The following is a 26,939-nucleotide window of genomic DNA, read 5'->3' as shown; positions in this document are numbered from 1 at the left end:
TGTCAGTCACCTGCCTGGATGAGTCCGCCGCGGCGCCGCATCAGGAACGCGGTGAAGGCCATGGAGAGGGCGAACAGGACGAGGGCGACCACACAGGCCGAGCCGTAGTCGAAGCGCTGGAAGCCCAGGTTGTAGACGAGTTGGGGGAGGGTGAGCGTCGACCTCTCGGGGTAGCCGGGCTCGAACATGGTGCCCGCGCCCTGGATCACGCCCGAGGCGACCTTTCCGGCGACCAGCGGCTGGGTGTAGCACTGCATCGCCGCGATCACCCCGGTGACCACCGCGAACATGATGATCGGCGAGATGTTCGGGACCGTGACGAACCGGAACCGCTGCCACGCCGAGGCCCCGTCCAGCTCGGCCGCCTCGTACTGCTCCTTCGGTACGTCGAGCAGCGCGGCCATGAAGATGACCATCAGGTCGCCCACGCCCCACAGGAAGAGGAGAGTGAGGGCCGGCTTGGACCAGTTCGGGTCGTTGAACCAGCCCGGGGCCGGGATGCCGATCTTCTCCAGGATCGAGTTGACCGGGCCGGTACCGGGGTTGAGGAGAAAGGCGAAGGCCATCGTGGCCGCCACTGGTGGGGCCAGGTAGGGCAGGTAGAAGAGGGTGCGGAAGACACCCGTGCCGGTCTTGATCTTCGTGATGAGGAGGCCGATGCCCAGTCCGAAGAGGACTCGCAGGGTCACCGTGACCACCACCAGCCACAGGGTGTTTCGCAGAGCCGGCCAGAAGTAGGGGTAGTGCTCGAAGACGTACGTCCAGTTCTTCGTCCCGCTCCACGTCGGCGCTTTGAAGCCGTCGTAGTGCATGAAGGAGAAATAGACCGTCGAGATCAGCGGATACGCGAAGAAGACCGCGAAGCCGATCAACCAGGGCGACATGAAGGCGAGAGTGCGAAGCGCCGACCTGCGGCGCTTCGACGCCAGAGTGATGGTGCTCATCGTCGGACTACTTCGCCTGCGCGATGTCCGTGTCGATCTGCGCGGCCGTCTTCTTCAGGCCCGCCTTGAGGTCGGTGACCTTTCCGCTCTCGTAGTCGTAGCCGAAGTTCTGGATCGTCGTGAGATACACGCCGCCGTTGATGGAGGCCGGAGAGGTGGTCGAGTTCGGGTTCGCGGCGATGTCCAGGAACGTCTTGAAGCGCGGGTCGTACTTCAGCTTCGGGGACTTCAGCGCGGCAAGGGTCGAGGGCACGTTGTGGATGGCGTTGGAGAAGTTCACCACCGCGTCCGTGTCCGTGGTCATGTACTTCACCAGCTCCCAGGCCGCGTTCTGCTTGTGGCTGGCGGCGGAGATGCCGGTGATGGTGCCGGTGATGTAGCCCTTGCCGTACTGGCTCACCTGGTCGTCGGGGACGGGCAGCGGGGCCACGCCGATGTCGAACTTCGGCTTGGCGTCCAGGGCCATGCCCAGGCGCCATTCGCCGTCCAGCTGCATGGCCACCTGACCGGTGTGGAAGGGGTGCTTGACGCCCCATTCGTCGCCGAGCTTGGAACGGTAGGTCTCCAGTTTCTTGAAGCCGCCGAGTTCGTCGACGAGCTTCTTCTGGAGCTTGAATCCGGCCTCGAAGGCGGGGTCCGTGGCGAGCTGCGACTTGCCGGCCTTGTCGAAGTACGTCGGGGAGAACTGGCCGAAGTAGTGCTCGGTCGTGGTCTCCCAGCCGTGGTAGTCCGGCATGAAGCCGAGCTGCTTGTAGCTGTCGCCGTCCGGGATGGTCAGTTTCTTGGCGTCGGTCTCGAATTCGGACCAGGTCTTCGGCGGAGTCTTGATGCCCGCCTTCGCGAAGGCCGTCTTGTTGTAGTAGAGCCCGTAGGCGTCACCCAGCAGCGGCGCCGAGCAGCGGTTCCCGTCGAACTGGGTGTATTCGTTCATCGCCTTCGGGAACGTCGTCTCCGGGTCGATGCCCGCCTTCTTGAAGAAGGGGTTGAGGTCGACCAGTGCACCCGACGAGCAGAACTTGCCGACGTTGTTGGTGGTGAATGAGGAGATGACGTCCGGGGCCTTGTCGCCGCCCGTGCGCAGCGCCTGGTTGATCTTGTCGTCGGTCATGTTGGCGACGACGTTGACGTGGATGTTGGGGTGCGCCTTCTCGAAGCCGGCGATCAGCGCGTTCACGGCCTTGGTCTCGTTCGGCGCGCTCCAGGCGTGCCAGAAGTTGATGGTGGTCTGCTTGGACGCGTCGTCACTCGCGCCGGAGGAGGACTGGCCGGTACAGGCGGTCGTGAGGAGAGCGACCGATGCGGTCAGGGCGAAAGCAACTTTTCGGACTGTTTCGGGCATGACGGGGTCTCCCTGGGACGGGCGGGGGTGTGGTTCGACCGGAGTGGGTGCCGGGGCAGGGGTGGAACCGGGGTGGGGACCCGGGGACTCAGCGCGAGGTGTCGAAGACCTCGTCGCGGGTGGTGGCGAGGGCGCTCTCCAGCGCCCCGCGCAGCACGGGGTGTTCACGCACGTCGCCTACGACGAGGCGTGGCCGGGATGCGGCCAGCTCCTCCAGTTCGGCCTGGAGCAGGCCTCGCAGCGGCTCGCCCCCGGCGGTGAGGGAGGCGCCGCTGAGGACGACGAGTTCGGGGTCGAGCACGGAGGCGAGCGAGGCCAGACCGGTGGCCAGCCGGGTCGCGTACGTCTGAAGGAGCCGCCGGTGGGGGCCGGTGGCGCTGTCGGCGGCCCGGGCGACGAGGGTGGCGGCGACCTCGGCGTACGGGCCGGTGGGTACGTCGTCGATGCCGAGTTCGCGGGCCAGTGCCGGGATGGTCTGGGAGCCGGCCAGTTCCTGGAAGCCGCCGCTGTTGGCCTTGGTGACGTGGCGCACCAGGGGTGCGCCGGGCACCGGCAGGAACCCGACCTCGCCCGCGCCGCCGGTCCAGCCGCGGTGCAGGCGTCCGCCGAGGACGAGGGCCGCGCCGAGACCGCCCTCGCTCCACAGCAGGACGAAGTCGTCGTGGCCCCTGGCCGCGCCCAGGCGCTGCTCGGCGAGGGCGACGAGGTTGACGTCGTTCTCGTACTCGACCGGCATCGGCAGGGCGGCGGCCAGTTCCTCCAGCAGCGTGGGGGAGTGCCAGCCGGGCAGGTGGGAGGCGTAGCGCAGGCGGCCGGTGTTGGGGTCGAAGGCGCCCGGGGTGCCGATGACCACCCGGTGCACGTCGGAGGCGGCGAGCCCGGCGGCCTTCACGGCGCCGTCGAGGGCGTCGGTGACCTGCCGTACGACGGGTTGCGCCGTGCGGCGGCCGGGGGTGGGCAGCTCGTACTCGCCGACCGTCCGGCCCGTGATGTCGGCGACGGCGGCGAGGATGCGCTCGGGGGTGACGTCCAGGCCGGCGACATGGGCGGCGGCCGGGTTGACGACGTACAGCTGGGCGCTGGGGCCCGGGCGGCCCTCGCTGGTACCGGTCATCAGGACGAGTCCGGCGGCCTCGAGACGGGCGAGCAGTTGGGAGGCGGTGGGCTTCGACAGGCCGGTGAGCTTGCCGATGCGGGTGCGGCTGAGCGGGCCGTGCTCCAGGAGCAGATCCAGGGCGGCGCGGTCGTTCATGGCGCGCAGCACCCGGGGGGTGCCCGGTGTACCGGCGGATCCTGCCATGCGTGTCGCCACCTGCCTTTCAACGGCCCAGCTTCTCAGTGAGGGCGCGGGGAAGTCCACCGACTGATCGCTGTGCTCGCGATCTGTTAGGAAGGTTTCCTATCGGTGGCAGGAAGGTAGGCGCGAACCGCCGGAGGCGTCAATACCGGCCACCGGCGGGCGACCGAGTCGTTACCGGGTCAGCTCTCCAGGAAAGGGGTCGTGTCCAGGGTGGGGTAGGGGTTGGGGAGGGTGAGGAGTTCGCCCAGGTGGACCTTGGACTCGTTGCCGTAGTACGCGGCGGTGGGGTCGTCGCCGGGCAGGATCGGCTCGGTGTAGCAGTGCGCCGTCTGCGTGTGGCGGTTGATCAGTACGTAGACGGGGACGCCGGCGGCGGCATAGGTGCGCAGCTTGGGGCCTGTATCCGTCTCGTGGTTGGTGGAGGTGACCTCGCCGATGAGCGCGACCATGTTGATCGGATACCAGCCCTTGTGGGCCTTGCGGTAGGACTCGTCGAGTTCGGTGGGTTCGCGGTGGCAGACCTAGAGGTCCGGGACCACCAGTGCCATGGTGCGCCCGTCTGTGTGGGCGACACGAAACCCGTCGCCCGCACCTGCCAGATCCATTCCTGCCATGTGGAGCTGAACGATCAGCTTGATGGCCCCGGCGTTGTGCCGATGCTCCGGTTGAGGCGGCACGATGCCCGTCCCCTCGATGTACTCCGCCCGAATCGGCATCGGTGACGCTGCCTCCTCGAACGCGATCAACAGGTCGATGGGGTCCACCTGTGGCATGACCGGCTCCATGAGGGGTTCGGCGATCACTGCTGGTTCTCCTTGTCGCGCTGGTGCCAGGCTACGCCCACGCTGGGTTCCCCGGCAGGAGCATGCGCGAGCCGATCGGGTCACTGACCTGCAAAAACGTTCCCGTTCACCGAACGAGCGTGCTGAACCGTTCCGCCCTCCCCGCGCACACGAAGAAGCGGCGCCCGGAACAACCAGGCGCCGCCTCCCTCACACGACCGTGCGACCCGCTACTTCGCCGCCGGACGCGGCGGTGGGATCGGGGACGCCGCCTCCGACTGCGGGGAGTCCGGGTTGGAGTGGGCCGACGGGGGTGCCACCGGGGCCGCAGGGTCGGCGGCCTCCTCCTCCGTGAGGGTTGCGGGCAGGCCGCCCACGATGCGGATGTCCTCCTCGTCGAAGGCCCGCTTGACGCGCCAGCGCAGCTCGCGCTCCACCGCCAGTGCCTTGCCCGGCATGGTCTTCGCCGAGAGACGGACCACCATGGAGTCGATCAGCACGCTGTCCAGTCCGAGCACCTCGACGGGGCCCCAGAGGATCTCGTTCCAGGGCTCGTCCTTGCTCATCCGCTCGGCCACCGCGTCCAGGACCGCCTTCACCCGGTCCAGGTTCTCGCTCGCGCGGACGGTGACGTCCACCCCGGCCGTCGCCCAGCCCTGCGAGAGGTTGCCGATGCGCTTGATCTCGCCGTTGCGGACGTACCAGATCTCGCCGTCGGCACCGCGCAGCTTCGTCACTCGCAGGCCGACCTCGATCACCTCACCCGAGGCCACACCCGCGTCGATGCTGTCCCCGACGCCGTACTGGTCCTCGAGGATCATGAACACGCCGGACAGGAAGTCCGTGACCAGGTTGCGGGCGCCGAAACCGACCGCGACACCAGCGACACCCGCCGAGGCCAGCAGCGGGGCCAGGTTGATCTGGAAGGTCGCCAGCACCATCAGCGCCGCGGTGCCCAGGATCAGGAAGCTCGCCACCGAGCGCAGCACCGATCCGATGGCCGCCGCGCGCTGCCGGCGGCGCTCGGCGTTGACCAGCAGGCCGCCCAGCGAGGTGCCGTTCGCCGTCGCCTCGGTGCTGCGGTTCATGCGCTCGATGAGCTGGGTGATCGCGCGCCGTACCGCCACTCTCAGCACTGCCGCGATGACCAGGATCAGGATGACCCTGAGGCCTATCGCGAGCCAGGTCGACCAGTTCTGCTCGACCCAGCTCGCGGCATGGTTCGCGCTCTCCTGGGCGTCCTGGAGCGTGGGAACCGCCGGAGCCGTCGACTCCGTGGGGGACGGAGCCGGTGTGGCGCCGGCGGTCAGTAGGGCGGGCAGGGACACGGCGGGTACCTCCAGTGCGTCTGCGTCCGGTGGGGGCGGTCAAGGTCGTCGAGGTCACGGAAAGGTCACCGGACGGCAGGAGCACCACACTAACGGGGCATCGTGTGGGGATCATGACGATGTTCCGTGGAGAGACCGTGTCACCTGGGGGTTCACCAGGTGAAGCAGGGGGGCGCGCGCCCGGTGGCGCCCCGGGTGTGGTCGAAAACACTCCCAGCCCGTTACCGGGACATGGTGGCGCTTCCACCAGGCATGAGGGGAGACTGGCTCTCAGATCGTCCCGGCGCGAGCCACGCGCCGCCGGCGTACAAGGAGGGCATCCGTGCCGCACGTCCTGGTCCTCAACGCGTCGTACGAGCCACTCGGCGTCGTACCGCTCCGCCGCGCGCTCGTCCTCGTCCTCGAGAACAAGGCCGTCTGCCTCGAGGAGTCCGGCGCCTACCTGCACAGCGCGACCGTCACTGTCCCCGCACCCAGCGTGGTCCGGCTGAAGCGATTCGTACGGGTTCCCTACCGGGGGCCCGTTCCTCTCACCCGTCGTGCGCTCTTCGCCCGCGACGGCGGCCGGTGCATGTACTGCGGTGGCGTCGCAACCAGCGTCGACCACGTCATCCCGCGCAGCCGCGGTGGTCAGCACGTCTGGGACAACGTGGTGGCCTCCTGCCGCCGCTGCAACCACGTCAAGGCCGACCGCCACCTCGTCGAGCTGGGCTGGCGGCTGCGCCACAAACCCGCCCCGCCCACCGGTCTGGCCTGGCGCATCATCGGCACCGGCCATAGGGACCCGCGCTGGCTGCCATACCTGCAGCCGTACGGCGCGGACGACGCCTTGGCCCGGATCGACGGCATTTCTGCCTGAGGATCCGGGCCTTCGTGTTCCCGGGGGCGATCGGCGGCGGCATGCCGTCGACCGCCGCCGGGCTGTCCTGGCCTACGGCTCCCCGTGGCCCAGGAGAGCGGTGTACGCGCCCTCCGCGGCACGTCCCTGGGGGACGTCGGCCGGGGTGTGGGCGAGGAAGGACTCGGTGGTGCCGGAGTGCAGGATCCGGCCGGCCTCCAGAACGGTGACGTGGTCGGCCTCCTCGGCGAGGTCCGCGACATCGTGCGTGGACATGAGCACGCGCACGTCCTCCCTCAGACCGGCGAGGATGTCCCGGAAGACCCGGCGCTGACGCGGGTCCATGCCGGCCGTCGGCTCGTCCAGCAGGAGCACCCTGGCGTCGTGCACCAGGGCCGCCGCCACCCCCACCCTGCGCAGCTGGCCGCCGGAGAGGCGGGTGGTGCGCTCGTCGGCCTTGTCGGACAGCTCGACGCGCTGCAGCGCCCGGCGCGCCTGCGACCAGGCGTCGCCGCGGTTCATCCCCTTGAGCCAGCCGATGTAGGCGACGTACTCCCGTGCAGTCAGGGAGGCGAGCGGGGTGATGGTCTGCGGCATCCAGGCGACGGCCTTGCGGAACTCCTTGCTGCCGGCGCGCAGCCTGCCGAAGGAGACCGAGCCCGACTCCGGGACGACGACGGAGGCGGACATCTTCAGCAGCGTCGACTTCCCCGCGCCGTTGGGGCCCAGCAGGATGGTCAGGCCGCCGGGCAGTTCGTAGCTGAAGTCGCTGAGCACGGGCCTCTTGCGCCGCCCGTAGGAGTAGGTGCAGTCGGCGAGTACCAGGGTCATGGCTGATTCCTAGGGGAGCGGAGCTGGGCGGCGATGCCGGCGGCGAGGGCCAGGACGGCGGCGATCGCGGCGTGCGGAGCGCCGAGCGGTTCCGGGACGATCGCCCAGAAGTACGGGTCCGTGAAGGTGCGGAAGCCCACCAGGACGACGGCCATGACCCAGGCGACCGGCACCATGACGGCGGGCGTGCCGACCAGGGCGTGGAAGCAGAGCATCAGACCGGTGAGGAAGGCCGTGTTGCGGCCCACGGCCCAGGCGGCGGAGGAGCCCGTGAGGGCGCCGATCGCGAAGCCGACGAGCAACGAGGCCGCGACGACCGAGAGGACCAGCAGGGTGTCCAGCCGTCGTACCGGCCGGATCCCCGAGCCCTCCGGCGCCGGGAGCCGGGAGTCCAGACAGCGTGCCACCGCGGCGACCGGCACGATCGCGACGAAGGTCATCACCTGGGTCTGGGTGCCGCCCGACAGGCTGATCGACGGCAGCAGGGCCGTCGTGTCCTGGAAGACGAGCGTCAGTGCGGCCAGTCCGGCGAGGCTCGCGGGAAGCACCACGTGGGCCTGGCGCGCCTTGAGCCACCAGATCATGCGGCCCCTCCGTTCTCGGCCTTCGCGCACGCCGCGGTCAGCTGCCGGCGGTACCAGCGGGTCTGCTCCGGCCCGGGCTTGCCGAGCACGGCACGCACCTGCCGCTGGAGCGCGGAGCGCTGCTCGGTGCCGTAGAACGGGTCCTGCGCCAGGAGCTTCTCGAACGTCTTCGACTCACCGGTCCGCTCGGCCGCCCATCCGACCACGACCCGGGTGGTGGCGAGGTCGGGCCGGCGGCAGGGGAAGGTGATCGCGCTGCGCACGATCTGGTAGCGGACCGTTCCGCGCTTGGCACCCTTGGTCAGCCCCACCCGCCAGGTGCTCCCGGTGGAGGCCGGGTGGTCGGGTCCGTCGGCGAGCGTGTCGGTGACCAGCTGCGGAGGGGTCCGCGTGATGCCTGCGGCGGCCAGGTCCTTGAGGGCGCTCGCCACGTCGGTGTGCACGGCGTCCAGGTCGTCCGCCGTCACCTCCGGCATGCAGACCTGCGGCGCCGTGCCCGTGCACGACATGGCGACCTCACCCTTTGCCAAGGGGGGCACGGGGCCCCAGTCCCGGGTGATGCAGAAGGCGCTCACCGCACAGGCGCCCGCGAGACAGACGGCGAGTGCCCCGCGCAGCGCGGGCCGGCGCAGCGCGGACCAGGACGACCACAGGAGCGCGACCGCCAGTGCCAGACCGCAGGTCGGCAGGGACTGGGCGAGCATGGAGGTCCAGGTCGCGGCTTCGCCGAAGCCCAGGGTCGCGGGGTACTGGCCGCTGATCTGGCGCCACCAGAACGTGTCGAGGGTGACCGATGTCGCCACCAGCAGCCAGACCGCCACGGCCAGGACGGGAGCCGCGAAGACGGGCTTCGTCCGCAGTCCCACGGCGAAGCCGATCACCGAGTGCGCGACGCACACGAGCATGGCCATCAGCAGCGGCCGCAGGCTCACGAGGGTGGGCGTCGCACCTTCCTGGGCGAAGGCCATGGTCACCGGAAGGAGCAGCAACAGCCAGGCCACGGCGACCACGGGCCCGAGCGCATCGGCGGCTATCCGGTAGCGGGAGCGGGCCGGGGCGAGCTGCCAGACGGCGCCCTGAGTCAGACGCCCGCTCTCCCAGGCGCCCAGGGCGGCGGCCAGGGCGTAGGCGAACGGGTACATGGACGCCAGCGGGTAGGCGACCAGGGTCGGGGCGTAGGCGTAGCTCGACGCGGAGATCGGGCCGGCGGTGACCTCGTAGTAGTAGAAGAGGGCCAGCGCGATCGCGACGGGGAAGGCCCACAAGGCGCTGCTGGCGCGCAGCCGCGTGCGAAGTCTCACGGATGTCCTCGGGTGGGGGGCGGGGGAGGGGCGCTCCCCGGGTGGTGGCCGGTGAACGCCCCTCCCCTCCTCGGGTGGTCGGCCGGTCAGTCCGCCTGGGTGGTGTCGACGTAGACGGTGCTGACGTTGAGCAGACAGCAGGAGCCGCCCTGGGCGATCTTGTCCGCCTCGAAGTAGAAGTCACCCGACGGCAGGCCGGTCCACTCGCCGTTGCTGGTGTAGCCCGAGCCCTTGAAGCAGTTGGTGAACGTCTTGCTGCCGTAGCTCGGGTCGGTCGCCAGCGGCTTGTCCTGCCACATCTTGACGACGACCGAGTCCTGGGTGCCGTACTGGGCGAAGCAGTTGGTGAACTGGACCTGCGAGTAGCTCTCGTCCGCCCAGCGGCGGGACTCGTTGCCGTCGGTCCAGCTGCTGATGTAGCTGGTCCAGTTGGCGGCGGCCGAGGGCGCGTTGATCAGGCCGAGGGAAGCCACGGCGGCGGCGGCCAGAGCCGCCCGGCGTATGGTGGTCACGGAACGCATGTCTGTTACTCCTCACCAGGTTGCGGATCATGTGCTCCGGAGGCGGATGCGCCTCCTGGCCCCTTCGGACCGGGCAGGGTCCGGAGGGGCCCCTAAAGATCACTTAACTTCTTCACCTTGTCAACAACGTTCGTTTTCTTGCCTTTTACCTTTCCGTGGGGTGTCGGCGACCCGGGGAGGCGGCGCGGCAGTACGTTGTGTGACCAGACCCACGTTGTCCGTCCTCACACGTCTGCGCACGCGCCCACTGGGTAGGGCTGCACTCACCCGCAGAACGTCGCACGACGACAAGGAGGCCCCCGTGGCCGCACCGGCACACCATCCGCTCCCGACCCTGTCCAAACGTCGCGCGGAACCGTCCGCCGCCCCCCGGGCCCCGATCGGCGTCCTCAGCGCGGAGGGCGCCCGCACCCAGGCGCCGCTGACCAGCGAGCCGCCGCTGCCCGACGCCGAGCCCCTCACCAGCGAACCCCCGCTCGCCGACGTCGCCCCCCTGACGAGTGAGCCTCTGGCCGCCGGCCCGGACCCCATGGGGTACTAGATGACACCGGCGGACCCCGCGCGCGACGACACGCCCCTGTTCCGGCTCGCCGCGCTGCACGGCGTCGCCACCTCCTACCGCCCCTCGCCGGACCGTACGGTCACGGCCTCGGACACCGCGGTCTCCGCCGCCCTCACCGCGCTCGGCGTGGACGCGAGCACCCCGGACGCCGTGGGCGACGCCCTGGCCGCCCGTGAAAGAGAGCTGCGGGAACGGCTGCTGCCCCCGACCGTGGTCGGCTGGGGCGGCGAGCCGCCCGCCGCACTCGCCGCCCTCCCGGCCGGCACCCGGGTGCGCGTCGAGACGGAACAGGGCGAGACGCGCGCCTCCGCCGACGACCTCCCGCCCGGCGTCCACACCCTCCACGTCACCGCCGCCGACGGCCGCACGGCCGAGGCCCACCTCATCGCCGCCCCCGCCCGGCTGCCCGCGCCGCCGGGGCGCTCCCACGGACTGCTCGTCCAGCTCTACTCCCTGCTCTCCCGCCGCTCCTGGGGCATGGGCGACCTCGGCGACCTGGCCGAGCTCACCGCCTGGGCCGGACGTGCGCTCGGCGCGGGGTTCGTGCAGGTCAACCCGTTGCATGCGGCCGTACCCGGCGCTCCCACCGACCCGTCCCCCTACCGCCCCTCCTCCCGCCGCTACCCGGACCCCGTGCACCTGCGCGTCGAGGACATCCCCGAGTTCCCCTACGCCGAGGACCGCTCCCGCATCCGGACGCTGCTGGAGCGCGCCGCGCGGCTGCGTGAATCCGTTCTCGACAAGGGCGAGTTGATCGACCGCGATGCCGTGTGGGAGCTCAAACGCGAGGCGCTGGAGCTCGTGCACGCCGTCCCGCTGGGGCCCGGACGGCGCGCCGCCTACGCCGACTTCCTCGCCGAGCAGGGCCGGGAGCTGGAGGACCACGCCACCTGGTGCGCGCTCGCCGAGCTCTACGGCCCCGACTGGCACAGCTGGCCCACCCGGCTGCGCGACCCCCGCTCGGCCGCGATCGGCCGCGCCCGGGCCGCGCTGATGGACCGCGTCGACTTCCACAGCCGGCTCGCCTGGCTCACCGACGCCCAGCTCGCCACCGCCCAGCGCACCGCCCGCGACGCCGGAATGCCGATCGGGCTGATCCACGACCTCGCGGTCGGCGTGCATCCGGGCGGTGCCGACGCCTGGGCCCAGCAGGAGTACCTGGCGTCCGGGATGTCGGTGGGCGCCCCGCCGGACGCCTTCAACCCGCGCGGCCAGGACTGGGGCCTTCCACCCTGGCGCCCCGACCGGCTCGCCGCCTCCGGCTACGCCCCCTACCGCCGACTGCTGCGCGCCCTGCTGCGGCACGCGGGCGCCCTGCGCATCGACCACGTCATGGGCCTGTTCCGGCTGTGGTGGGTGCCGCAGGGGCAGCCGCCCACCGAGGGCACCTACGTCCGCTACGACGCCGAGGCCATGCTCGCCGTCCTGGTACTGGAGGCCTCGCGCGCCGGGGCGCTGGTCATCGGCGAGGACCTCGGGACGGTGGAGCCCGGGGTGCGCGAGACGCTGCACGAGCGCGGGGTGCTCGGCACGTCCGTCCTGTGGTTCGAACGGGACTGGGAGGGCGACGGGCAGCCGCTGCCGCCCGAACGCTGGCGCGCCGACTGCCTGGCCACCGCCACCACCCACGACCTGCCGCCCACCGCCGCCCGGCTCAGCGGGGAGCACGTCGAACTGCGCGACCGCCTCGGCCTGCTCACCCGCCCCCTGGCCGAGGAGCGCGCCGAAGCCGCCGCCGAGACCGGCCAGTGGCTCGCCCTGCTGTCGCGGCTCGGCCTGCTGGAAGGGGGCAGCGGGGGGAACTCGGCGGTGTCGGAGGAGAGGGAGATCCAGGCCGTCCACCGCTTCCTGCTGCGCACCCCCGCCCGGCTGGTCGGCGTCTGGCTGCCCGACGCGGTGGGCGACCGCCGCCCGCAGAACCTGCCGGGCACCTGGGACCAGTACCCGAACTGGCGCCTGCCGATCGCGGACGCGCAGGGACGCCCGGTGACACTGGAGGACCTGGCGGCCTCGCCGCGGCTGTATGCGCTGATGGACGTGGTACGGGGCCGATAGGCGCGGTACGGCACCGCGGGCGGCCCCGGTGCGGCACTCGGCGGCCCCGGGACGGCGCCCCGGTGACCGGGACGGGACCTCGGCGGCCCCGGTACGGCGCCCCGGTGACCGGGACGGGACCTCGGCGGCCCGATACGGCCACCCCGGGCGCGCGGGCCGTTCGGGCGTTCGCTACTTTTGCACCGTGGACAAGAAGAACGCCCTGCGCGCCGGCGCCCTGGCCGCCGGTACGACGCTGATGATGCTGCTCATGTCGTCCCCCGCGCTCGCGCTGACCCGCGACGACGGCGACGACCCCGGCAAGGGCCTGAGCGTGGCCGACACGCTGGGGTTGTTCGTGGCGGCGCCCATCGTCCTGTTCCTGGTCATCGCGGGCCTGGTCATGGTGACCGACAAGACCCGCAAGGAGACCAAGCAGGGCTGACGCCCACACAATCGACTGTCCGCCGAGGGAGTCCGCGCACCGGGCGGGTGCGTGGGCTCCCTCGGCGTGTTCGTAGGCCCGCGGCTCCGCGGGCCTACCGTCGTTCTCCACACCTTCGGGTCTACGGATGCGGTGCGGTGAGGTAGCGCCGCAGCGTAGGGGCCAGCCACGCCACCACCTCCTCGCGGGTGAGGGCGACGGCCGGCGGGATCTTCAGGACGTACCGGGCGAACGCCATCCCGACGACCTGCGAGGCGGCGAGCCCGGCCCGGGTGGGTGACTGCTCGGGGTCGGGGCAGGTCTGCCGCGCGACCGGCAGCAGCTGGTCGCGGAAGATCTCCTGGAGCCGCCGGGCTCCCGCCGGGTTGGTGACGCCGACGCGCAGCAGCGCGGTGAGCGCGTCGTGGTTCTCCTCCCAGAGGGTGAGGAAGTGGTTCACCAGGACCACGCCCACATCGTGGCGGGGCACTCCCCTCAGGTCGGGCAGGCGCAGATCGACGTCGAGCACCGCGTCGAAGAGGCCCTCCTTGGAGCCGTAGTAGCGCATCACCATGGACGGGTCGATCCGCGCGTCCCTGGCGATCGCGCGGATGGTGGTGCGCTCGTAGCCGTCGGAGGCGAAGCGCTCCCGGGCGGCGGCGAGGATCGCGCCGCGGGTGGCGTCGGAGCGGCGGGGTGGTGGCTTTTCGGACATGCCAACAAACGTAGGCCAACAGGTGTTGACCGTCCAGTGTTGGTCAACATATGTTGGCCAACGAGCGTTGGCCTACACGCGTTGGCATCAGGAGGCAGCCATGGCACAGACGCCCCGCACCACCGTCACCACCGCTCCCGGCGACGGCGAAACCACCCCCACCGGCGTCCTCGTCGTCGGCTCCGGCCCCACGGGTCTCCTCCTCGCCGGTGACCTCGCCACCGCCGGCGTCCCCGTCACCCTCGTCGAGAAGCGCCCCCACAAGATCAGCAACCTCTCCCGCGCCTTCGTCCTGCACGCCCGCACCCTGGAGCAACTCGACGCCCGCGATCTCGCCGACGACCTCGAGGCCAAGGGACAGCCGCTCTCCGACATCCGGCTCTTCGGCGGGCTCTCGATCCGGCTCGACACCCTCCCCTCCCGCTTCCGCCACCTGCTCGTCCTGCCCCAGTACGAGGTCGAGAAGGCGCTGGAGCGGCGCGCGGCCGACGCCGGGGTGCGGTTCCTGCACGAGACCGAGGTCACCGGCGTCGGCCAGGACGCCGACGGCGTGACGCTGCACGTCCGCCGCCCCGACGGCGGGCCCGGCCAACTGCGCGCCGCCTACGCCGTGGGCGCCGACGGTCTCCGCAGTGCCGTACGCACCTCGATCGGCCTGTCCTTCCCGGGCAGGTCCGTCATCCGTTCCGTCGTCCTCGCCGACGTCCTCCTCGACGAGCGGCCCGAGCACACCCTGACCGCCAACGCCGTCGGTGACGCCTTCGCCTTCATCGCGCCGTTCGGCGACGGCTACCACCGGGTCATCGCCTGGCAGCGCGGCCGCGACGTTCCCGACAGCGCGCCGCTCGACCTCGACGAGGTCCGCGAGACCGTCCGCCTCGCGCTCGGCCGCGACTACGGCATGCGCGACGCGCGCTGGATGTCCCGCTTCCACAGCGACGAGCGCCAGGCGCCCGCCTACCGCGTCGGCCGTGTCTTCCTCGCCGGGGACGCCGCGCATGTGCACACCCCGGCCGGCGGGCAGGGCATGAACACCGGTCTGCAGGACGCCGCGAACCTCTCCTGGAAGCTCGCCGCCGTCCTGCGCGGCCACGCCGACCCCGCCCTCCTGGACACCTACCAGTCCGAGCGGCATCCCGTCGGCAGGTCGGTGCTGCGCAGCAGCGGCGGCATCGTGCGCCTCGCCATGGCCAAGCGCCCCTGGACCCTCGCACTGCGCACCGTGCTCGCCGCCGCCGTCACCCACGTCGGCCCCCTCCGGCGGCGCGTGACGGGCCAGGTCACCGGCATCGGCTACGCCTACGCCGCTCCCCGCGGGGCTCACCCCTTGACCGGCAGGCGCATCCCGGACGTGGCCCTCACCGGCGGCCGGCTCTACGAGGCCCTGCGGGGCGGCCGGTTCGTGCTGGTCACCCCGGGCCCGTACGACGCGGCCGGCCGCAAGGACCGGCTGGCCGTGGAGCACTGGGCGGGCGAACGGCACACGACCGTGCTGGTACGGCCGGACGGCTATGTCGCCTGGGCCGCCGAGGCGCCCGACGCCGCCCAGATCGAGGCCGCGCTGCTGAGTTGGACGGGCCGGGGATGACCGTACCGGCGAGCGAACCGACCGGCCGCCGCGGCCACCGGAAACCCGGCCACCGAAACCCCGGCCACTGAAAAAGGGGCGCCCCGCACGAGCCGGGCGCCCCTTCCGCGTGCGATCAGGCGGCGGCCGCGTCCGCCGCCTGGGCCTTCAGTGCCCGTTCGATGCCCGCGCGGGCCTCCGAGACCAGGCGGCGCAGAGCCGGAGGCGGTTCGGCGGAGGCCAGCCAGGCGTCGGTCTTCGCCAGCGTGTCCTCGGACACCTGGATGGACGGGTAGAGACCGACCACGATCTGCTGGGCCATCTCGTGCGAGCGGGAGTCCCAGATGTCCCTGACCACCTCGAAGTACTTCTCCGTGTACGGGGCGAGCAGCTCCCGCTGGTCGGTCTCGACGAAGCCCGCGATCACCGCCTCCTGCACGGCGTTCGGCAGCTTGTCGGACTCCACGACCGACGCCCACGCCTCGGCCTTGGCCTCCGCGGTCGGGCGGGCGGCCCGGGCGGTGGCCGCGTGCCGCTCACCGGCCGCCGTCTTGTCGCGCTCCAGCTCGCCCGCGATCTCCGCCTCGTCGAAGCGGCCCACCGCGGCGAGCCGCTCCACGAACGCCCAGCGCAGCTCGGTGTCCACGACCAGGCCCTCCACCGACTGCGAGCCGTCGAGCAGCGCCTCCAGCAGGTCCAGCTGCTCCGGGGTGCGGGCGGTCGCCGCGAAGGCGCGCGCCCAGGCGAGCTGGTGGTCGCTGCCCGGCTCGGCGGCGCGCAGATGGGCCAGGGTCGCGTCCGTCCACCGGGTCAGCAGCGCCTCACGCGCGGACGGGTCGGCGTACAGGTCGATCGCCAGCTTCACCTGGCGGTGCAGCGACTGCACGACACCGATGTCGGACTCCTTGGCGATGCCGGACAGGACGAGCGAGAGGTAGTCCCGGGTCGCCAGCTCCGCGTCCCGGGTCATGTCCCAGGCGGAGGCCCAGCACAGGGCGCGCGGCAGCGACGACTCGAAGTCGCCCAGGTGCTCGGTGACGAAGGCCAGCGACTTCTCGTCCAGGCGCACCTTGGCGTACGACAGGTCGTCGTCGTTGAGCAGGATCACGTCCGGGCGGTGCCGGCCGGTCAGCTGCGGCACGGCGGTCAGCTCGCCGTCGATGTCCACCTCGATGCGGCCGTCCTCGTCGCGCAGCAGCTTGCCGCTGTCCTCGTCGAGGCCGTACAGGCCGATGGCGATGCGGTGCGGGCGCAGGATCGGCTCGCCCTTGGCGCCGGCGGGCAGGGCGGGGGCCTCCTGGCGGATCGCGAAGGACGTGATGACGCCGTGCTCGTCCGTCTCGACCTCAGGCCGCAGGATGTTGATGCCCGCGGTCTCCAGCCACTTCTTGGACCACGTCTTCAGGTCCCGGCCGGAGGTCTCCTCCAGGGCGCCCAGCAGGTCCGACAGGCGCGTGTTGCCGTATGCGTGCCGCTTGAAGTACGCCTGCACGCCGCGGAAGAACGCGTCCATGCCGACGTAGGCGACGAGCTGCTTGAGGACGCTGGCGCCCTTGGCGTACGTGATGCCGTCGAAGTTGACCAGGACGTCGTCCAGGTCGTTGATCTCGGCCATGATCGGGTGCGTGGAGGGCAGCTGGTCCTGCCGGTACGCCCACGTCTTCATCTGGTTGGCGAACGTGGTCCAGGAGTGCGGCCACCGGGAATTCGGGTGGAGCGCCTGGCAGGCGGCCTCGGCGTAGGTGGCGAACGACTCGTTCAGCCACAGGTCGTTCCACCACTCCATGGTCACCAGGTCGCCGAACCACATGTGGGCCAGCTCGTGCAGGATCGTGGCGGCCCGGGCCTCGTACGCCGCGTCCGTCACCTTGGAGCGGAACACATACTGGTCGCGCAGGGTGACCGCGCCCGCGTTCTCCATCGCGCCCGCGTTGAACTCCGGCACGAAGAGCTGGTCGTACTTCTTGAACGGGTACGGGAAGTCGAACTTCTCCTGGAACCACTCGAAGCCCTGCCGGGTCACCTCGAAGATCGCGTCCGAGTCGAGGTACTCGGCGAGGGAGGGCCGGCAGTAGATGCCGAGCGGGACGCTCTGGCCGTCCTTCTCGTACACGCTGTGCACGGAGTGGTACGGGCCGACGATCAGCGCGGTGACATACGTCGAGATCCGCGGCGTCGGCTCGAAGACCCAGACGTCGTCCTTGGGCTCGGGGGTGGGCGAGTTGGAAATGACGGTCCAGCCGCTGGGCGCCTTCACAGTGAACTGGAAGGTGGCCTTCAGGTCCGGCTGCTCGAAGGAGGCGAACACCCGCCGGGCGTCGGGCACCTCGAACTGGGTGTAGAGGTAGGCCTGGTTGTCGACGGGGTCGACGAAGCGGTGCAGGCCCTCGCCGGTGTTGGTGTAGGCGCAGTCGGCGACGACGCGGAGGATGTTGCGGCCCTCCAGTAGCCCGGGCAGGGTGATCCGCGAGTCCTTGAAGACGTCGGCGGGGTCGAGGGAGTCGCCGTTGAGAGTGACCTCGTGGACGGTCGGGGCCACCAGGTCGATGAAGGACTCCGCGCCGTTCTCCGCGGAGTCGAAGCGCACCGTGGTCACGGACCGGTAGGTGCCGCCCTCCTGCGCGCCGGAGAGGTCGAGATCGATCTCGTACGAGTCAACGGTGAGCAGCTTCGCCCGCTGCTGCGCCTCTTCGCGAGTCAGGTTTGTGCCAGGCACGCGGTCATCTCCTCGTGGTGTGTCGGTTCCGTCATCCTTCCACGTCACCGCCGTGCCAAGCGATGACCGGACGCACAGCAAGGGGCGCGCACCGGCAGCGGTGCGCGCCCCATCTCGGCGTGAGGGTTTTCCCTACTTCTTCAGCTCCGCCGCCACCAGCTCGGCGATCTGCACCGCGTTCAGGGCCGCGCCCTTGCGGAGGTTGTCGTTGGAGACGAACAGGGCCAGGCCGTTCTCGACCGTCTCGTCGCGGCGGATGCGGCCCACGTACGACGGGTCCTTGCCGGCCGCCTGCAGCGGGGTCGGGATGTCGGAGAGGGCCACGCCCGGCGCGCCGGCCAGCAGCTCCGTCGCACGCTCCACCGACAGGGGACGCGTGAAGCGGGCGTTGACCTGGAGGGAGTGGCCGGAGAACACCGGGACGCGCACGCAGGTGCCGGAGACCTTCAGAGCGGGGATCTCGAGGATCTTGCGGGACTCGTTGCGGAGCTTCTGCTCCTCGTCGGTCTCGTTCAGGCCGTCGTCGACGAGGTTGCCCGCGAAGGGGACGACGTTGAAGGCGATGGGGCGCTTGTAGACCTGCGGCTCGGGGAAGTCGACCGCCTCACCGTCGTGGGTCAGCTTGTCGGCCTCGGCGACCACCTTCTGCGCCTGTCCGTGCAGCTCCGCCACGCCCGCGAGGCCCGAGCCGGACACCGCCTGGTAGGTGGCGACGACCAGCGCCTCGAGCCCCGCCTCCTCGTGCAGCGGCTTGAGCACCGGCATCGCGGCCATCGTCGTGCAGTTCGGGTTGGCGATGATGCCCTTCGGCCGGTTCACCACCGCGTGCGGGTTCACCTCGGAGACCACCAGCGGCACGTCCGGGTCCTTGCGCCATGCGGAGGAGTTGTCGATCACGACGGCGCCCTGCGAGGCGACCTTCTCGGCCAGCGCCCTGGAGGTCGCGCCGCCCGCCGAGAACAGCACGATGTCCAGGCCGGTGTAGTCGGCCGTCGCCGCGTCCTCCACCGTCACGCCGTCGAGGATGGTCCCCGCCGAACGGGCCGAGGCGAACAGGCGCAGCTCGGTGACCGGGAAGTCGCGCTCCGCGAGGATCCTGCGCATGACCGTGCCGACCTGACCGGTCGCTCCGACGATTCCGACCCTCACGGCGACTCCCTCTCGTGATCTTTGCGTGCGTGTTGCCTGACCGAGGCTTTTCCATCATGCGGCCGACCCCGGCCCGCCTGTCCAATTCTTTGTACGGCGTGCCCGAGGAATGGGACGCGACGGCCCGGCCGGCGGTTGCGGAACTGCGGCGTCCATCCCGCTGAGCTGCATAAATTCAGCCGACGGGGGTCCCGCACCGCAAGCTGTGCTGCCCCGTGCCTGCCCCCGCCCCGTCCGGCGCACACGACGATGTGATGTACGCCCCATCGGCCGGGCGGACGAGAAAGGGGGCGGGCGCCCCATGGACGCCCGCCCCCACAGCCGTAGGAAGCCCTACGGCGTGACCTTCTCGATCTTCACGCTGCCGGTGCCCGCGACCGTGCCGCGCGCGTTCACCAGCTGGACCTGGCCGAAGAACTCCCGGCCCTCGGGTGCCGGAGCGGCCGCGGTGACCGTGCCGGACACCGTCGCGGAGTCGCCCGTGCCGAGCTTGACCGGGGCCGAGCCGTCGACCGTGACGGAACCGAGCGCGGGGGAGAAGAACACGTCCCGGTAGTCGTACGCGGTCGAGCCGGACGGGACCGAGTAGCCCGCCACCTGGATGGTGTACGTCCCGGCGGCCGGCGAGCCGATGTGCACCGACTCCTCCGAGTCGCCGTCGGCGGACTGTGCGACCTGCTTGCCGCTCGCGTCGTAGACCGTCAGGTCGAGGTCGGCGGCTGTGTCGGACACGTTGCCGATCGCGACGTCCAGCGAGGTGGCACCGGCGGGCACCTCGACGGTGGTGGTCTGCGTCTCGCCGTTCTTGATGGTCGGCCGGGCCGTCTTGGACGAGCCGAGCGGGCCGCCGACCAGCTTGCCGTCGAGCGCGGCGAACTTGTTGGTCACCTTCCAGGAGGCGGCGGCCGGGGTGCCGACCTTGGCCTCGGGCACGGTCACGGTCTCAGGGTCGAACGCCGCGCCGAGGACGGTGACGTCCAGTGTGTAGGGGTTGTCGAGCAGCGGCGAGGTGCGGCGCGACTCGACCTCGATCTCCCAGACACCGGCCTGCGGGTCCGCGTACGAGCGCACGTCGGGCTTGCAGCCGTTGCCGTCGAGGTAGTTGTTGTAGCAGTACGGCGTCGAGGTGTTGTCGACCGGAGTGCCGTACGGGTGGATCGCGATGAACCGGGTCTGGCTCTTGTCCTTCAGCCCGCCGATCGCCACCTCCAGCGACTTCGCGCCCTCGGGCACGGTCAGGAAGTACGACCGGGTGCTGTTGCGCTGCACCGAACCCGGCGCCGAGTAGGTGTACTTGACGGGGGTCGACACCACGACGGTGGTGAGGATCTGCTTGTCGACACCCTCGGTGAACGGGTCGTCGACCTCGAGGATCGCGCTCTTGATGCCCGCCGAGCGCGGCGCGGCCTGGACCTTCACGGTCACCGGCTGGTTCAGCGGCAGCTTCACCAGGGGCGAGCCGAGGAGGCGGAAGGTGTCACCCGCGTTGTTCTCGAAGCGCAGCGTGTGCCAGACCGGCGTGTCGGGGCCGGAGGTGCGGGTGACGGTGATGTCGTACGTCTTCTTCTCGCCCGCCTTGAGGCCGCCCTCGCGGTCGTACAGGCCGGTGCCGAAGCCGGGGGTCTTCAGCGCGTAGTCGATCGCGGTGTCGACCGGGGCCTTCACGGTGTAGTCGTGGGAGGTCGCGTCGTCGCGGATCGCGTCCCAGGCGTCGACGATGTTGATGCGGCCCGCACCCTCCTCGTACGCCTGCACACCCTTGATGTGGTCGGCGGTCGAGGTCAGCGCGGTGCGCAGCTTCGCGGGTGTGAGGTCGATGCCCTTCTGCTCGGCGGCGGACAGCAGCAGCGCGCTCGCGCCCGCGGCCTGCGGGGAAGCCATCGAGGTGCCCTGGAGCATGGAGTAGCCGGCCGGAAGCGAGTAGCCCGCCTCGGTGACCGGGGAGCCCGGCAGCCAGGTCTGGGTGGTGTTGATCGCGGCGCCGGGCGCGACGAGCGTCGGTGTGAAGCCGCCGTCCTCGCGCGGGCCGCGCGAGGAGAAGGGCATCATCTGGTACTTCTTCTCCACCACCGAGCCGTAGTTGGCGGCCCAGGTCTCCTTGGAGATGGCCGCGCCGACCGAGATCACCTTGTCCGCGAGGCCGGGGTCGCCGATGGTGTTGGCGCCGGGGCCGGAGTTGCCCGCGGAGATCACCAGCTGGACGCCGTAGGTGTCGATCAGGCGCGTGTACAGCTCGGCGCGCGCGTTGTTGCCGTCGTTGAGCGCCGGCAGGCCGCCGATGGACATGTTGACGATGTCGACGCCGCGGTTGACGACGAGGTCGATCATGCCCTCGGTGAGCGCGACGTTGGTGCAGCCGCCGGTCCAGGTGCAGGCACGGGAGGAGACGATCTTGGCGCCCGGGGCGGCGCCGTTCATCGTGCCGCCGAACAGGCCGTTGGCGGCGGTGATGCCGGCGACGTGGGTGCCGTGCTCGGACTCGATGACGCCGATGTTGACGAAGTCGGCCTTCTTGCCGACCCAGGACCCGCCGTAGGGGTCCATCGGGACGTCCTTGCGGATCTGCACGACGAACGGCACCCGCTCGACGACGTCCGTCTTCGGGTCGTCGGTGCCGAAGTAGCCGACCTGGAAGCCGTCCTTGTACGGCTTCATCGGCGTGTCGTCGGTGAAGTCGTGGTCGTTGTTCAGGTCGACGGTGACCGTGCCGGCCGCCGGGTCGTACAGGACGCCCCAGCTGTCGGTGGTGTCGCCGTCGCGGTTGAGGTCGCCCTTCTCGTCGCCGCCGGTGGTCGCGGACTCCTTGAAGGAGCTGATCCCGTACGAGCCCGCCGGGGCCTTCCAGCTCTGGCCGCCGTAGGTGAAGGAGGGGCCGGAGACCGTCGTCACCATGGGGCGCCAGGTCGCGTCGCTGTCGACGATCGGGTCCGTCGAGGTCACCCAGTCGACGATCTTCCGCTCGCCGGTGGTGGTCTTCTGCAGCGCCGGGTGGCCGAGGTCCACGCCCGAGTCGAGGATGCCGATGGTGATGCCGCGGCCGTCCGCCTTCGGGTGCTCCTGCACGAAGTCGACGGCACCCGTCTCGAAGGACGGGTTGTACGGGTTCCTGGCCGGGGTGTTCTTGCCGGGGGCCGGATAAGTGGCGCTGTTCGCCCCGGACTTGACGCCGTCCGCGCTCGGCGACGGGTCGTCGAGCGGGATCTCCCGCTTCAGGTCGATGGCGTGCACGGAGGACAGCTTCTCGGCGGCCGCGATCGCCGAGTCCGCCTCGGCCGTCGGGACGGTGGCGCGGACGTAGCCGAGCTTGTCGTAGGCGCGGCCCACGGAGCCGCCCTTGACCGCGTCCAGCTCCTTGGCGACCTGCTCGGTCTGCCCGGGCGCGGTCGCGACCATCATGGTGACGTTCTTGGCGCCGTCGGCCTTGGCCTCGGCGAGCAGGTCCGCGTCGTCCGAACCGAGCTTGGCGCTCGCGGACTTCACGGCGGGGTCGGCATCGGTCGTCGGGTGGTCCGCGGAGAAGGCCAGGGGTATGGGCCCGGCCGCGGAGAGCGCGGCCACGAGACCGGCGGTCACGGCGGCGCGGGCCACGCGTCTCGCGCCCGATGTCGGGGCGCGGTGAGGGTCGGTGGTCATCGGCATCCCTTGTAGGTAAAGGAACGTGGGCGGTGCGGCCGGAATCCGACAGTGGATCGGTCCTGACCGCAGTCGTCCGGATGTCGGGTCCGGGTGACCGCTCAGCTTTACCCAAGCGACAGATGTTTGGGGAGAGTTGACCGAGGCGGGGTGGACGCATGGCGTAATCCCGCCATGCGTCATCGGGGACGTACAGGAGCAGGACGGGACATACCTATGAGCCGACTGTGCCCCTACGCGCGTAGCGGAGCGGTTCGGCTCACGCGTGCGCGCACCGGGTGACGGGCCGCCTTCGCGCCGCCGCCGCGCGGCTCGGCCCACGCGTGTGCACCCCGGGTGACGGGCCGCCTTCGCGCCGCCGCCGCGGGCGGCCGCGGCGCCGACCCCCGGCCTGGAAACGCACCGGCCGACCACGCCTCGGCGCGCTAACGTCCGTATGTGCGACGGAATTTGAGGGTGGCGGCCTACGCCGTGTGCGTCCGCGACGGACAACTCCTGCTCGCCCGCTCGCCGGGCCCCGACGGCACCCCCGAGTGGGTGCTGCCCGGCGGCGGCATGGAGCACGGCGAGGACCCCTACGACACCGTCCGCCGCGAGGTGACCGAGGAGACCGGCTACCGGATCCGGGTGACCGGCCTCCTCGGAGTCGACTCCCGCCGCCACCTCTTCCGGCGCCGCGGCCTGGAGCCCGCCACCGACCACCAGGCGCTGCGGCTGATCTACGAGGGAGAGATCGTCGGCGGCGAACTCCGGTACGAGGTGGGTGGCTCCACGGACTTCGCCGCCTGGCAGGACCTGGACGCCGTGCCCGGACTGACCCGGGTACGGCTCGTCGACGTGGCGCTGCGGCTGTGGCGCGAACGGCCGGCCGACGGACACCTCGCAGTTCTCGGGACTCCTCCCCTTCCCCAGGAGGCGCTCGAAGAGTGACCGCGCCTCATCAGGGGCGGGCCTCCGTCACCCGTCCTCCGGTGCCGTCACCCGGCCTTCGGTGCCAGCACCAGCTCCGCCCTCTCCACCACCGGCTCCCGTGGCCCCGTCGAGCGGTTCGCGGTCGTCGGGCCCTGTGAGGCCGGGCCCGTGAAGCGGAAGGAGAGCGCGGCGAGGAAGCGGCGGCCCCGGTCCCAGTCCGACGGCACCGTCGCGGTCACCCGGGCCGTGCCCGAGGCGGCCGTGCGGTCCAGCAGTGCGGTGGCCAGGGGCCGGGCCGCTCCGGCGCCCCACAGGGAGGGGTGCAGCAGGAACAGGCCCACCGCGCAGGCGTCCGGGTCCGGGTGGCGCAGCACCGCGTCGACGATCCCCACCACCGGGCCGTCGGCGCCCTCGGTCACGACCAGGATCCGTTTGTCCTGCCAGTCGGCGCCCGGCGGCAGGCTGTAGTACAGGCTCTGCAGATCGGCGGGGCCCGAGGGCAGGCCGGTGGCCGCCTCGAAGTACTCCGTGCTCGCCTCGAACAGGGACGTCACGCCCGGCTCGTCGTCGGGTGTGGCCTCGCGGACGGTGTACCGGCGCCCGTCCTCCGTGGTCACAGTGATCGGCTCGGTCATCGGTTCATCGTCACATCGGCCGCCGGCCCCTGGCCACCGAAAATGCGGTGTGCCCCTGGATCAGGGTGCACAAGACCGACGAATTACGGCGTAACCCAGTCGACCCGGACATGAGACGCGGTGTTCATCCGTTCGAAACATTTGTGCCGCCTCATAGCGACCAACCCGCTGTTCACGGGGATGGTTCGACACTTGTGCAAGGCGGGTGGTCACGTGCGCGTAAGGCACGAGCTGCGCGTGCTGTCGGTCTACGACGGCTTCTTCTCCGGGGGCGCCCGGATCCTCCACAGCGACGTCGTCCTGGGGCTGCGCGAAGGCGGCCAGCACCACCGGGTGCTCAGCGTCCACGGGGAAGTGCTCCGTGAGGCGACCCGGCAGACCATGCGGGACGACGCCTGCTACCGGTCGCTGACCGCGGCCGGGGTGGAGGTCGCGTCCCTGGGCCGTACCTTCGGGCTGAGCGGGGTCCCGGCCGTCGATCCGGCCGTCTTCAGCGGGCCGGAGCTGGCGGAGACGGCACGGGCGATGGCCGGGGCCGACGTCGTCCTGTCGCTCAAGGAGCAGCCGCTCGGCCTGCTCAACCAGGGGGGCCTGCCACGCCGCCCCGTGATCGTCTGCCTGCACCGCTCCGACCCGGAGAACCAGGGCGGGGCGCTCGCCGAGCTGAAGGCCGCCATCGCCGACGGCACCGTGGTCGCCTGCGTCTGCTGCGCCGAGTCCACCCGGGAGGCCTACCGGGCCGCCGGGATCCCGGCCGAGCTGCTGCACGTCATCCCCAACGGGGTCGACCTGCTCCGGTTCCGGCCCGACCCGGGCCGGCGCCTTCGCATGCGGGAGGCGCTCGGTATCCCCGACACCGCCCCGGTCGTCGTCTTCGCGGCCCGCTACGACGCCATGAAGAACGTCCCGCTGTTCCTGCGCGCCGCGCACGCCTGGCTGCGCCGTGAGCCCGCCGGGCACGTGCTGATGTGCGGCGCGGGCATGACCGGGGACCAGCCCGGGCTGGCCGCCGACATCCGGGAGGCCTTCGGCGGCGACACGGGGCTCACCGAACGGCTGCACGCGCTGGGCGTCCGGCGCGACATGGAGACGGTCTACGCCGCCTCCGACGTGGTGGCGCTGACCTCGTCCTGGGGGGAGGCGGCCCCGCTGTGCCTGATCGAGGGCATGATGTGCGGGGCGGTCCCGGTCGCCACGGACGTGGGGGACAGCGCGCTGATCGTGTCCGGGCACGGCCACCTCACCCCGCCGGATCCCGAGGTGATCGCCCGGGCCTGGACCGAGGCCGCCGCCGCCCGCCCCGACCTCGCGCCCGTCCTCGCCCGCAGCCGCGAGCGTTTCAGCCGCACCCGCATGATCGCCGCGTACGCCGACCTCATCGACCGCGTCCACGCGCAGGCGATGAGGCCCACCGCGCCGGAGCGGGAGCCCGCGCTCCCCGAACCGCCCCTCCCTGACCCGCTCTGACGGTCACCGGCGTCCCCGGGCCGAACCGGACCCGCACACGAGGAGGGGCCGCCGGCACCTGTCGGCGGCCCCTCCTCTCCCCTCCTCGTGTCACCCCGGTCCGTCACCGGGGCAGCACCTCCACCGGCGCGGCCGGCTCCCGGTCCAGGGACGCCATCAGCGCCGTACGGACCACCGTCGCCTGCTGCTCCGGACAGTCGCGCAGCTTCTTCGGCGTCAGGTACACGACCGTGATGCCGAGCCGCTCCAGCTGCTCGCGCTTGCGGGCGTACTCCGACCACAGCGCGTCCTCGTCGTGGCGCGGGGCGCGGGTGTCCAGTTCCAGCGCCACCGCCTGCTCGGGCCAGTACGCGTCCAGGCCGCCGAGGTAGGGGCCGTCCGGCAGCCTCAGGTCCACGTTCCAGACCGGGTCCGGCAGGCCGTGCTCGCGCACCATCCGGTACAGGCGGTCCTCCGCGACCGCCCGGCTCTCCGCCAGCAGCGCGTCCACGGCGTCCACCACGTGCGGGCGGCTCAGCAGCCGCGCCTGGTTCAACTCCCGTACCACCGCGGCCGGTTCGCAGTGTCCGTCGCGGACCGCCTCGGTCAGCAGGCGGCGCACCACAGTCGCGTCCGGTACCTCCGCCACCGCGTCGGCCAGGGCGCGTACGACCGGGGCGACGGGCACGCCGGTCACCAGTCGCGGGTCGGGCAGCGACGGGGTGCGGACCAGCCGGGCGCAGCCGGTGCTGCGCAGCCGGCGCGTCCGCGGCACAAGGACGTCGATCTTCTCGAGTGACGACAGTCCGGGCACGGAGGCGAAGCCGTACAGAGCGAGGGCGGCCAGACCGGTGACCATCGCGTCCGTGTACGGCAGCGGGCCGTGCGGGGCGCCCGCGCCGGGCTGGGCCGGGACCGCGGGCACGGGGTCGGCGAGCGAGGAACGGGCCGCGTAGAGCAGCACCCCGTGCAGGCGTTCCTCGGAGGTCGGCGGGCCGGGGTGCAGCAGGTACACGCCGGGCAGGAACTGCTGCCAGGGGCCGCCGGGCCTGCACTTCCCGGTGGTCTCGGCGGCGGTCACTCCGTGGGCGCGCAGCTGGGCGGTGGTCAGCACCCGGCGCTGCACATCGGACAGATGGCGTAGGGGGCGGGGGGAGAGCGGGGTGTTGTGGTTCATGATCCCGGGTTTCCCGCCCCCGGTGCGCCCTCTAACCGCTGTTACACGTCTGTCGACAAATGCGGACAACACGGCGCTAAAGTACGTGCGTTCGACTGCCGAAAGAGGCTGGTCCGGACGGGGGACGCGGCAGGTTACGGGTTCCGATACTCGTATTTCGTCACCGTCGTCCCGCCGCGCCCGTCCATCGCCGTCTCCGGC

General features: G+C 71.3%; 22 protein-coding genes and 1 pseudogene. 7 read left to right on the top strand and 16 right to left on the bottom strand.

Going from position 1 to position 26,939, the window contains the following annotated elements; genetic code table 11:
• Positions 1-2: 2 nt before the first annotated feature.
• The 6 genes and pseudogenes from SY2F82_RS03515 to SY2F82_RS03495 form a co-directional block, all read right to left on the bottom strand.
• Complete coding sequence (locus tag SY2F82_RS03515; RefSeq protein ID WP_200417417.1) at positions 3-944, bottom strand: carbohydrate ABC transporter permease; 942 nt, start codon at positions 942-944, stop codon at positions 3-5.
• A gap of 7 nt (positions 945-951) precedes the next feature.
• Complete coding sequence (locus SY2F82_RS03510) at positions 952-2,283, bottom strand: ABC transporter substrate-binding protein (RefSeq protein ID WP_200417416.1); 1,332 nt, start codon at positions 2,281-2,283, stop codon at positions 952-954.
• A gap of 88 nt (positions 2,284-2,371) precedes the next feature.
• Positions 2,372-3,583 carry an ROK family transcriptional regulator gene (locus SY2F82_RS03505; protein WP_200417415.1) on the bottom strand — a complete coding sequence of 404 codons (1,212 nt, stop codon included), beginning with the start codon at positions 3,581-3,583 and terminating at the stop codon, positions 2,372-2,374.
• 179 nt (positions 3,584-3,762) lie between these two features.
• Positions 3,763-4,050, bottom strand: a pseudogene (locus tag SY2F82_RS38620) (Uma2 family endonuclease); the annotation flags it as partial.
• Positions 4,051-4,104: 54 nt separating this feature from the next.
• Positions 4,105-4,386: a hypothetical protein gene (locus SY2F82_RS38615; protein ID WP_236041074.1), complete on the bottom strand. Its 282-nt coding sequence runs from the start codon at positions 4,384-4,386 to the stop codon at positions 4,105-4,107.
• Positions 4,387-4,595: 209 nt separating this feature from the next.
• Positions 4,596-5,693, bottom strand: a complete 1,098-nt coding sequence (locus tag SY2F82_RS03495) for a mechanosensitive ion channel family protein (RefSeq protein WP_200417414.1) — start codon at positions 5,691-5,693, stop codon at positions 4,596-4,598.
• A gap of 322 nt (positions 5,694-6,015) precedes the next feature.
• Here SY2F82_RS03495 and SY2F82_RS03490 point away from each other — a divergent pair, with 322 nt between their 5' ends.
• Entirely contained in the window at positions 6,016-6,552 is a 537-nt protein-coding gene (locus tag SY2F82_RS03490) for an HNH endonuclease (RefSeq protein ID WP_200417413.1), read from the top strand.
• Positions 6,553-6,624: 72 nt separating this feature from the next.
• Here SY2F82_RS03490 and SY2F82_RS03485 read toward each other — a convergent pair whose 3' ends face one another.
• The 4 genes from SY2F82_RS03485 to SY2F82_RS03470 form a co-directional block, all read right to left on the bottom strand.
• The gene (locus tag SY2F82_RS03485) at positions 6,625-7,362 is read right to left on the bottom strand and encodes an ATP-binding cassette domain-containing protein (protein ID WP_200417412.1); all 738 of its coding nucleotides are present in this window, start codon (positions 7,360-7,362) and stop codon (positions 6,625-6,627) included.
• Positions 7,359-7,946 (bottom strand): hypothetical protein, encoded by a 588-nt coding sequence (locus SY2F82_RS03480; RefSeq protein WP_200417411.1) that lies wholly within the window; start codon positions 7,944-7,946, stop codon positions 7,359-7,361. The genes SY2F82_RS03485 and SY2F82_RS03480 overlap by 4 nt, the downstream gene beginning before the upstream one ends.
• Positions 7,943-9,247 (bottom strand): hypothetical protein, encoded by a 1,305-nt coding sequence (locus SY2F82_RS03475; RefSeq protein WP_200417410.1) that lies wholly within the window; start codon positions 9,245-9,247, stop codon positions 7,943-7,945. Before SY2F82_RS03475 ends, SY2F82_RS03480 begins: the two co-directional genes overlap by 4 nt.
• Positions 9,248-9,333: 86 nt before the next feature.
• A complete protein-coding gene (locus SY2F82_RS03470; protein WP_200417409.1) occupies positions 9,334-9,768 on the bottom strand; it encodes a hypothetical protein in 435 nt (144 codons plus the stop codon).
• Positions 9,769-10,069: 301 nt separating this feature from the next.
• On the opposite strand from SY2F82_RS03470, the gene SY2F82_RS03465 reads away from it, so the two are divergent.
• From SY2F82_RS03465 to SY2F82_RS03455, 3 genes are all read left to right on the top strand, one after another.
• Positions 10,070-10,309, top strand: coding sequence for a hypothetical protein (locus SY2F82_RS03465; protein WP_103842593.1), 240 nt, complete (start codon positions 10,070-10,072; stop codon positions 10,307-10,309).
• A complete protein-coding gene (gene malQ, locus SY2F82_RS03460) occupies positions 10,310-12,385 on the top strand; it encodes a 4-alpha-glucanotransferase (protein WP_200417408.1) in 2,076 nt (691 codons plus the stop codon). It abuts the gene before it with no gap.
• A gap of 184 nt (positions 12,386-12,569) precedes the next feature.
• Positions 12,570-12,809, top strand: a complete 240-nt coding sequence (locus SY2F82_RS03455; RefSeq protein WP_200417407.1) for a hypothetical protein — start codon at positions 12,570-12,572, stop codon at positions 12,807-12,809.
• A 121-nt stretch (positions 12,810-12,930) separates the two neighbouring features.
• Here the strand turns inward: SY2F82_RS03455 and SY2F82_RS03450 are convergent, their stop codons facing one another.
• Entirely contained in the window at positions 12,931-13,503 is a 573-nt protein-coding gene (locus SY2F82_RS03450) for a TetR family transcriptional regulator (RefSeq protein WP_200417406.1), read from the bottom strand.
• Positions 13,504-13,603: 100 nt separating this feature from the next.
• Here SY2F82_RS03450 and SY2F82_RS03445 point away from each other — a divergent pair, with 100 nt between their 5' ends.
• A complete protein-coding gene (locus tag SY2F82_RS03445; RefSeq protein WP_200417405.1) occupies positions 13,604-15,091 on the top strand; it encodes an FAD-dependent monooxygenase in 1,488 nt (495 codons plus the stop codon).
• 115 nt (positions 15,092-15,206) lie between these two features.
• Here the strand turns inward: SY2F82_RS03445 and pepN are convergent, their stop codons facing one another.
• The 3 genes from pepN to SY2F82_RS03430 form a co-directional block, all read right to left on the bottom strand.
• On the bottom strand, positions 15,207-17,786 hold the full coding sequence (pepN, locus tag SY2F82_RS03440) for an aminopeptidase N (RefSeq protein WP_200417404.1): 2,580 nt from the start codon (positions 17,784-17,786) through the stop codon (positions 15,207-15,209).
• A gap of 132 nt (positions 17,787-17,918) precedes the next feature.
• Complete coding sequence (locus tag SY2F82_RS03435) at positions 17,919-18,935, bottom strand: aspartate-semialdehyde dehydrogenase (RefSeq protein WP_200417403.1); 1,017 nt, start codon at positions 18,933-18,935, stop codon at positions 17,919-17,921.
• 333 nt (positions 18,936-19,268) lie between these two features.
• Positions 19,269-22,568, bottom strand: coding sequence for a S8 family serine peptidase (locus tag SY2F82_RS03430; RefSeq protein ID WP_200417402.1), 3,300 nt, complete (start codon positions 22,566-22,568; stop codon positions 19,269-19,271).
• Positions 22,569-23,024: 456 nt separating this feature from the next.
• Between SY2F82_RS03430 and SY2F82_RS03425 the strand changes: the two genes are divergently transcribed.
• Positions 23,025-23,498, top strand: a complete 474-nt coding sequence (locus SY2F82_RS03425) for an NUDIX hydrolase (RefSeq protein ID WP_200417788.1) — start codon at positions 23,025-23,027, stop codon at positions 23,496-23,498.
• Between the two features lie 47 nt (positions 23,499-23,545).
• Here SY2F82_RS03425 and SY2F82_RS03420 read toward each other — a convergent pair whose 3' ends face one another.
• On the bottom strand, positions 23,546-24,115 hold the full coding sequence (locus SY2F82_RS03420) for a GNAT family N-acetyltransferase (protein ID WP_200417401.1): 570 nt from the start codon (positions 24,113-24,115) through the stop codon (positions 23,546-23,548).
• A gap of 237 nt (positions 24,116-24,352) precedes the next feature.
• Here SY2F82_RS03420 and SY2F82_RS03415 point away from each other — a divergent pair, with 237 nt between their 5' ends.
• Positions 24,353-25,582 (top strand): glycosyltransferase, encoded by a 1,230-nt coding sequence (locus SY2F82_RS03415; protein ID WP_200417787.1) that lies wholly within the window; start codon positions 24,353-24,355, stop codon positions 25,580-25,582.
• Positions 25,583-25,685: 103 nt separating this feature from the next.
• Here the strand turns inward: SY2F82_RS03415 and SY2F82_RS03410 are convergent, their stop codons facing one another.
• Positions 25,686-26,738, bottom strand: coding sequence for a hypothetical protein (locus tag SY2F82_RS03410; RefSeq protein ID WP_200417400.1), 1,053 nt, complete (start codon positions 26,736-26,738; stop codon positions 25,686-25,688).
• Positions 26,739-26,939: the final 201 nt, after the last annotated feature.

The sequence above is a fragment of the Streptomyces sp. Y2F8-2 genome, from assembly GCF_014905555.1.
GTDB classification, from domain to species: Bacteria; Actinomycetota; Actinomycetes; order Streptomycetales; family Streptomycetaceae; genus Streptomyces; species Streptomyces cynarae.
The sequence above is the reverse complement of the archived record's forward strand: the minus strand, read 5'-3'. Positions and strand labels throughout refer to the sequence as shown.

What these genes read in the sequence shown, in the direction of transcription:
- SY2F82_RS03515 (WP_200417417.1), bottom strand. Translation starts at nt 944, where the DNA reads ATGAGCACCATCACTCTGGCGTCGAAGCGCCGCAGGTCGGCGCTTCGC.
- SY2F82_RS03510 (WP_200417416.1), bottom strand. Translation starts at nt 2,283, where the DNA reads ATGCCCGAAACAGTCCGAAAAGTTGCTTTCGCCCTGACCGCATCGGTC.
- SY2F82_RS03505 (WP_200417415.1), bottom strand. Translation starts at nt 3,583, where the DNA reads ATGGCAGGATCCGCCGGTACACCGGGCACCCCCCGGGTGCTGCGCGCC.
- SY2F82_RS03485 (WP_200417412.1), bottom strand. Translation starts at nt 7,362, where the DNA reads ATGACCCTGGTACTCGCCGACTGCACCTACTCCTACGGGCGGCGCAAG.
- SY2F82_RS03480 (WP_200417411.1), bottom strand. Translation starts at nt 7,946, where the DNA reads ATGATCTGGTGGCTCAAGGCGCGCCAGGCCCACGTGGTGCTTCCCGCG.
- SY2F82_RS03470 (WP_200417409.1), bottom strand. Translation starts at nt 9,768, where the DNA reads ATGCGTTCCGTGACCACCATACGCCGGGCGGCTCTGGCCGCCGCCGCC.
- malQ (WP_200417408.1), top strand. Translation starts at nt 10,310, where the DNA reads ATGACACCGGCGGACCCCGCGCGCGACGACACGCCCCTGTTCCGGCTC.
- SY2F82_RS03450 (WP_200417406.1), bottom strand. Translation starts at nt 13,503, where the DNA reads ATGTCCGAAAAGCCACCACCCCGCCGCTCCGACGCCACCCGCGGCGCG.
- SY2F82_RS03445 (WP_200417405.1), top strand. Translation starts at nt 13,604, where the DNA reads ATGGCACAGACGCCCCGCACCACCGTCACCACCGCTCCCGGCGACGGC.
- SY2F82_RS03430 (WP_200417402.1), bottom strand. Translation starts at nt 22,568, where the DNA reads ATGACCACCGACCCTCACCGCGCCCCGACATCGGGCGCGAGACGCGTG.
- SY2F82_RS03420 (WP_200417401.1), bottom strand. Translation starts at nt 24,115, where the DNA reads ATGACCGAGCCGATCACTGTGACCACGGAGGACGGGCGCCGGTACACC.
- SY2F82_RS03410 (WP_200417400.1), bottom strand. Translation starts at nt 26,738, where the DNA reads ATGAACCACAACACCCCGCTCTCCCCCCGCCCCCTACGCCATCTGTCC.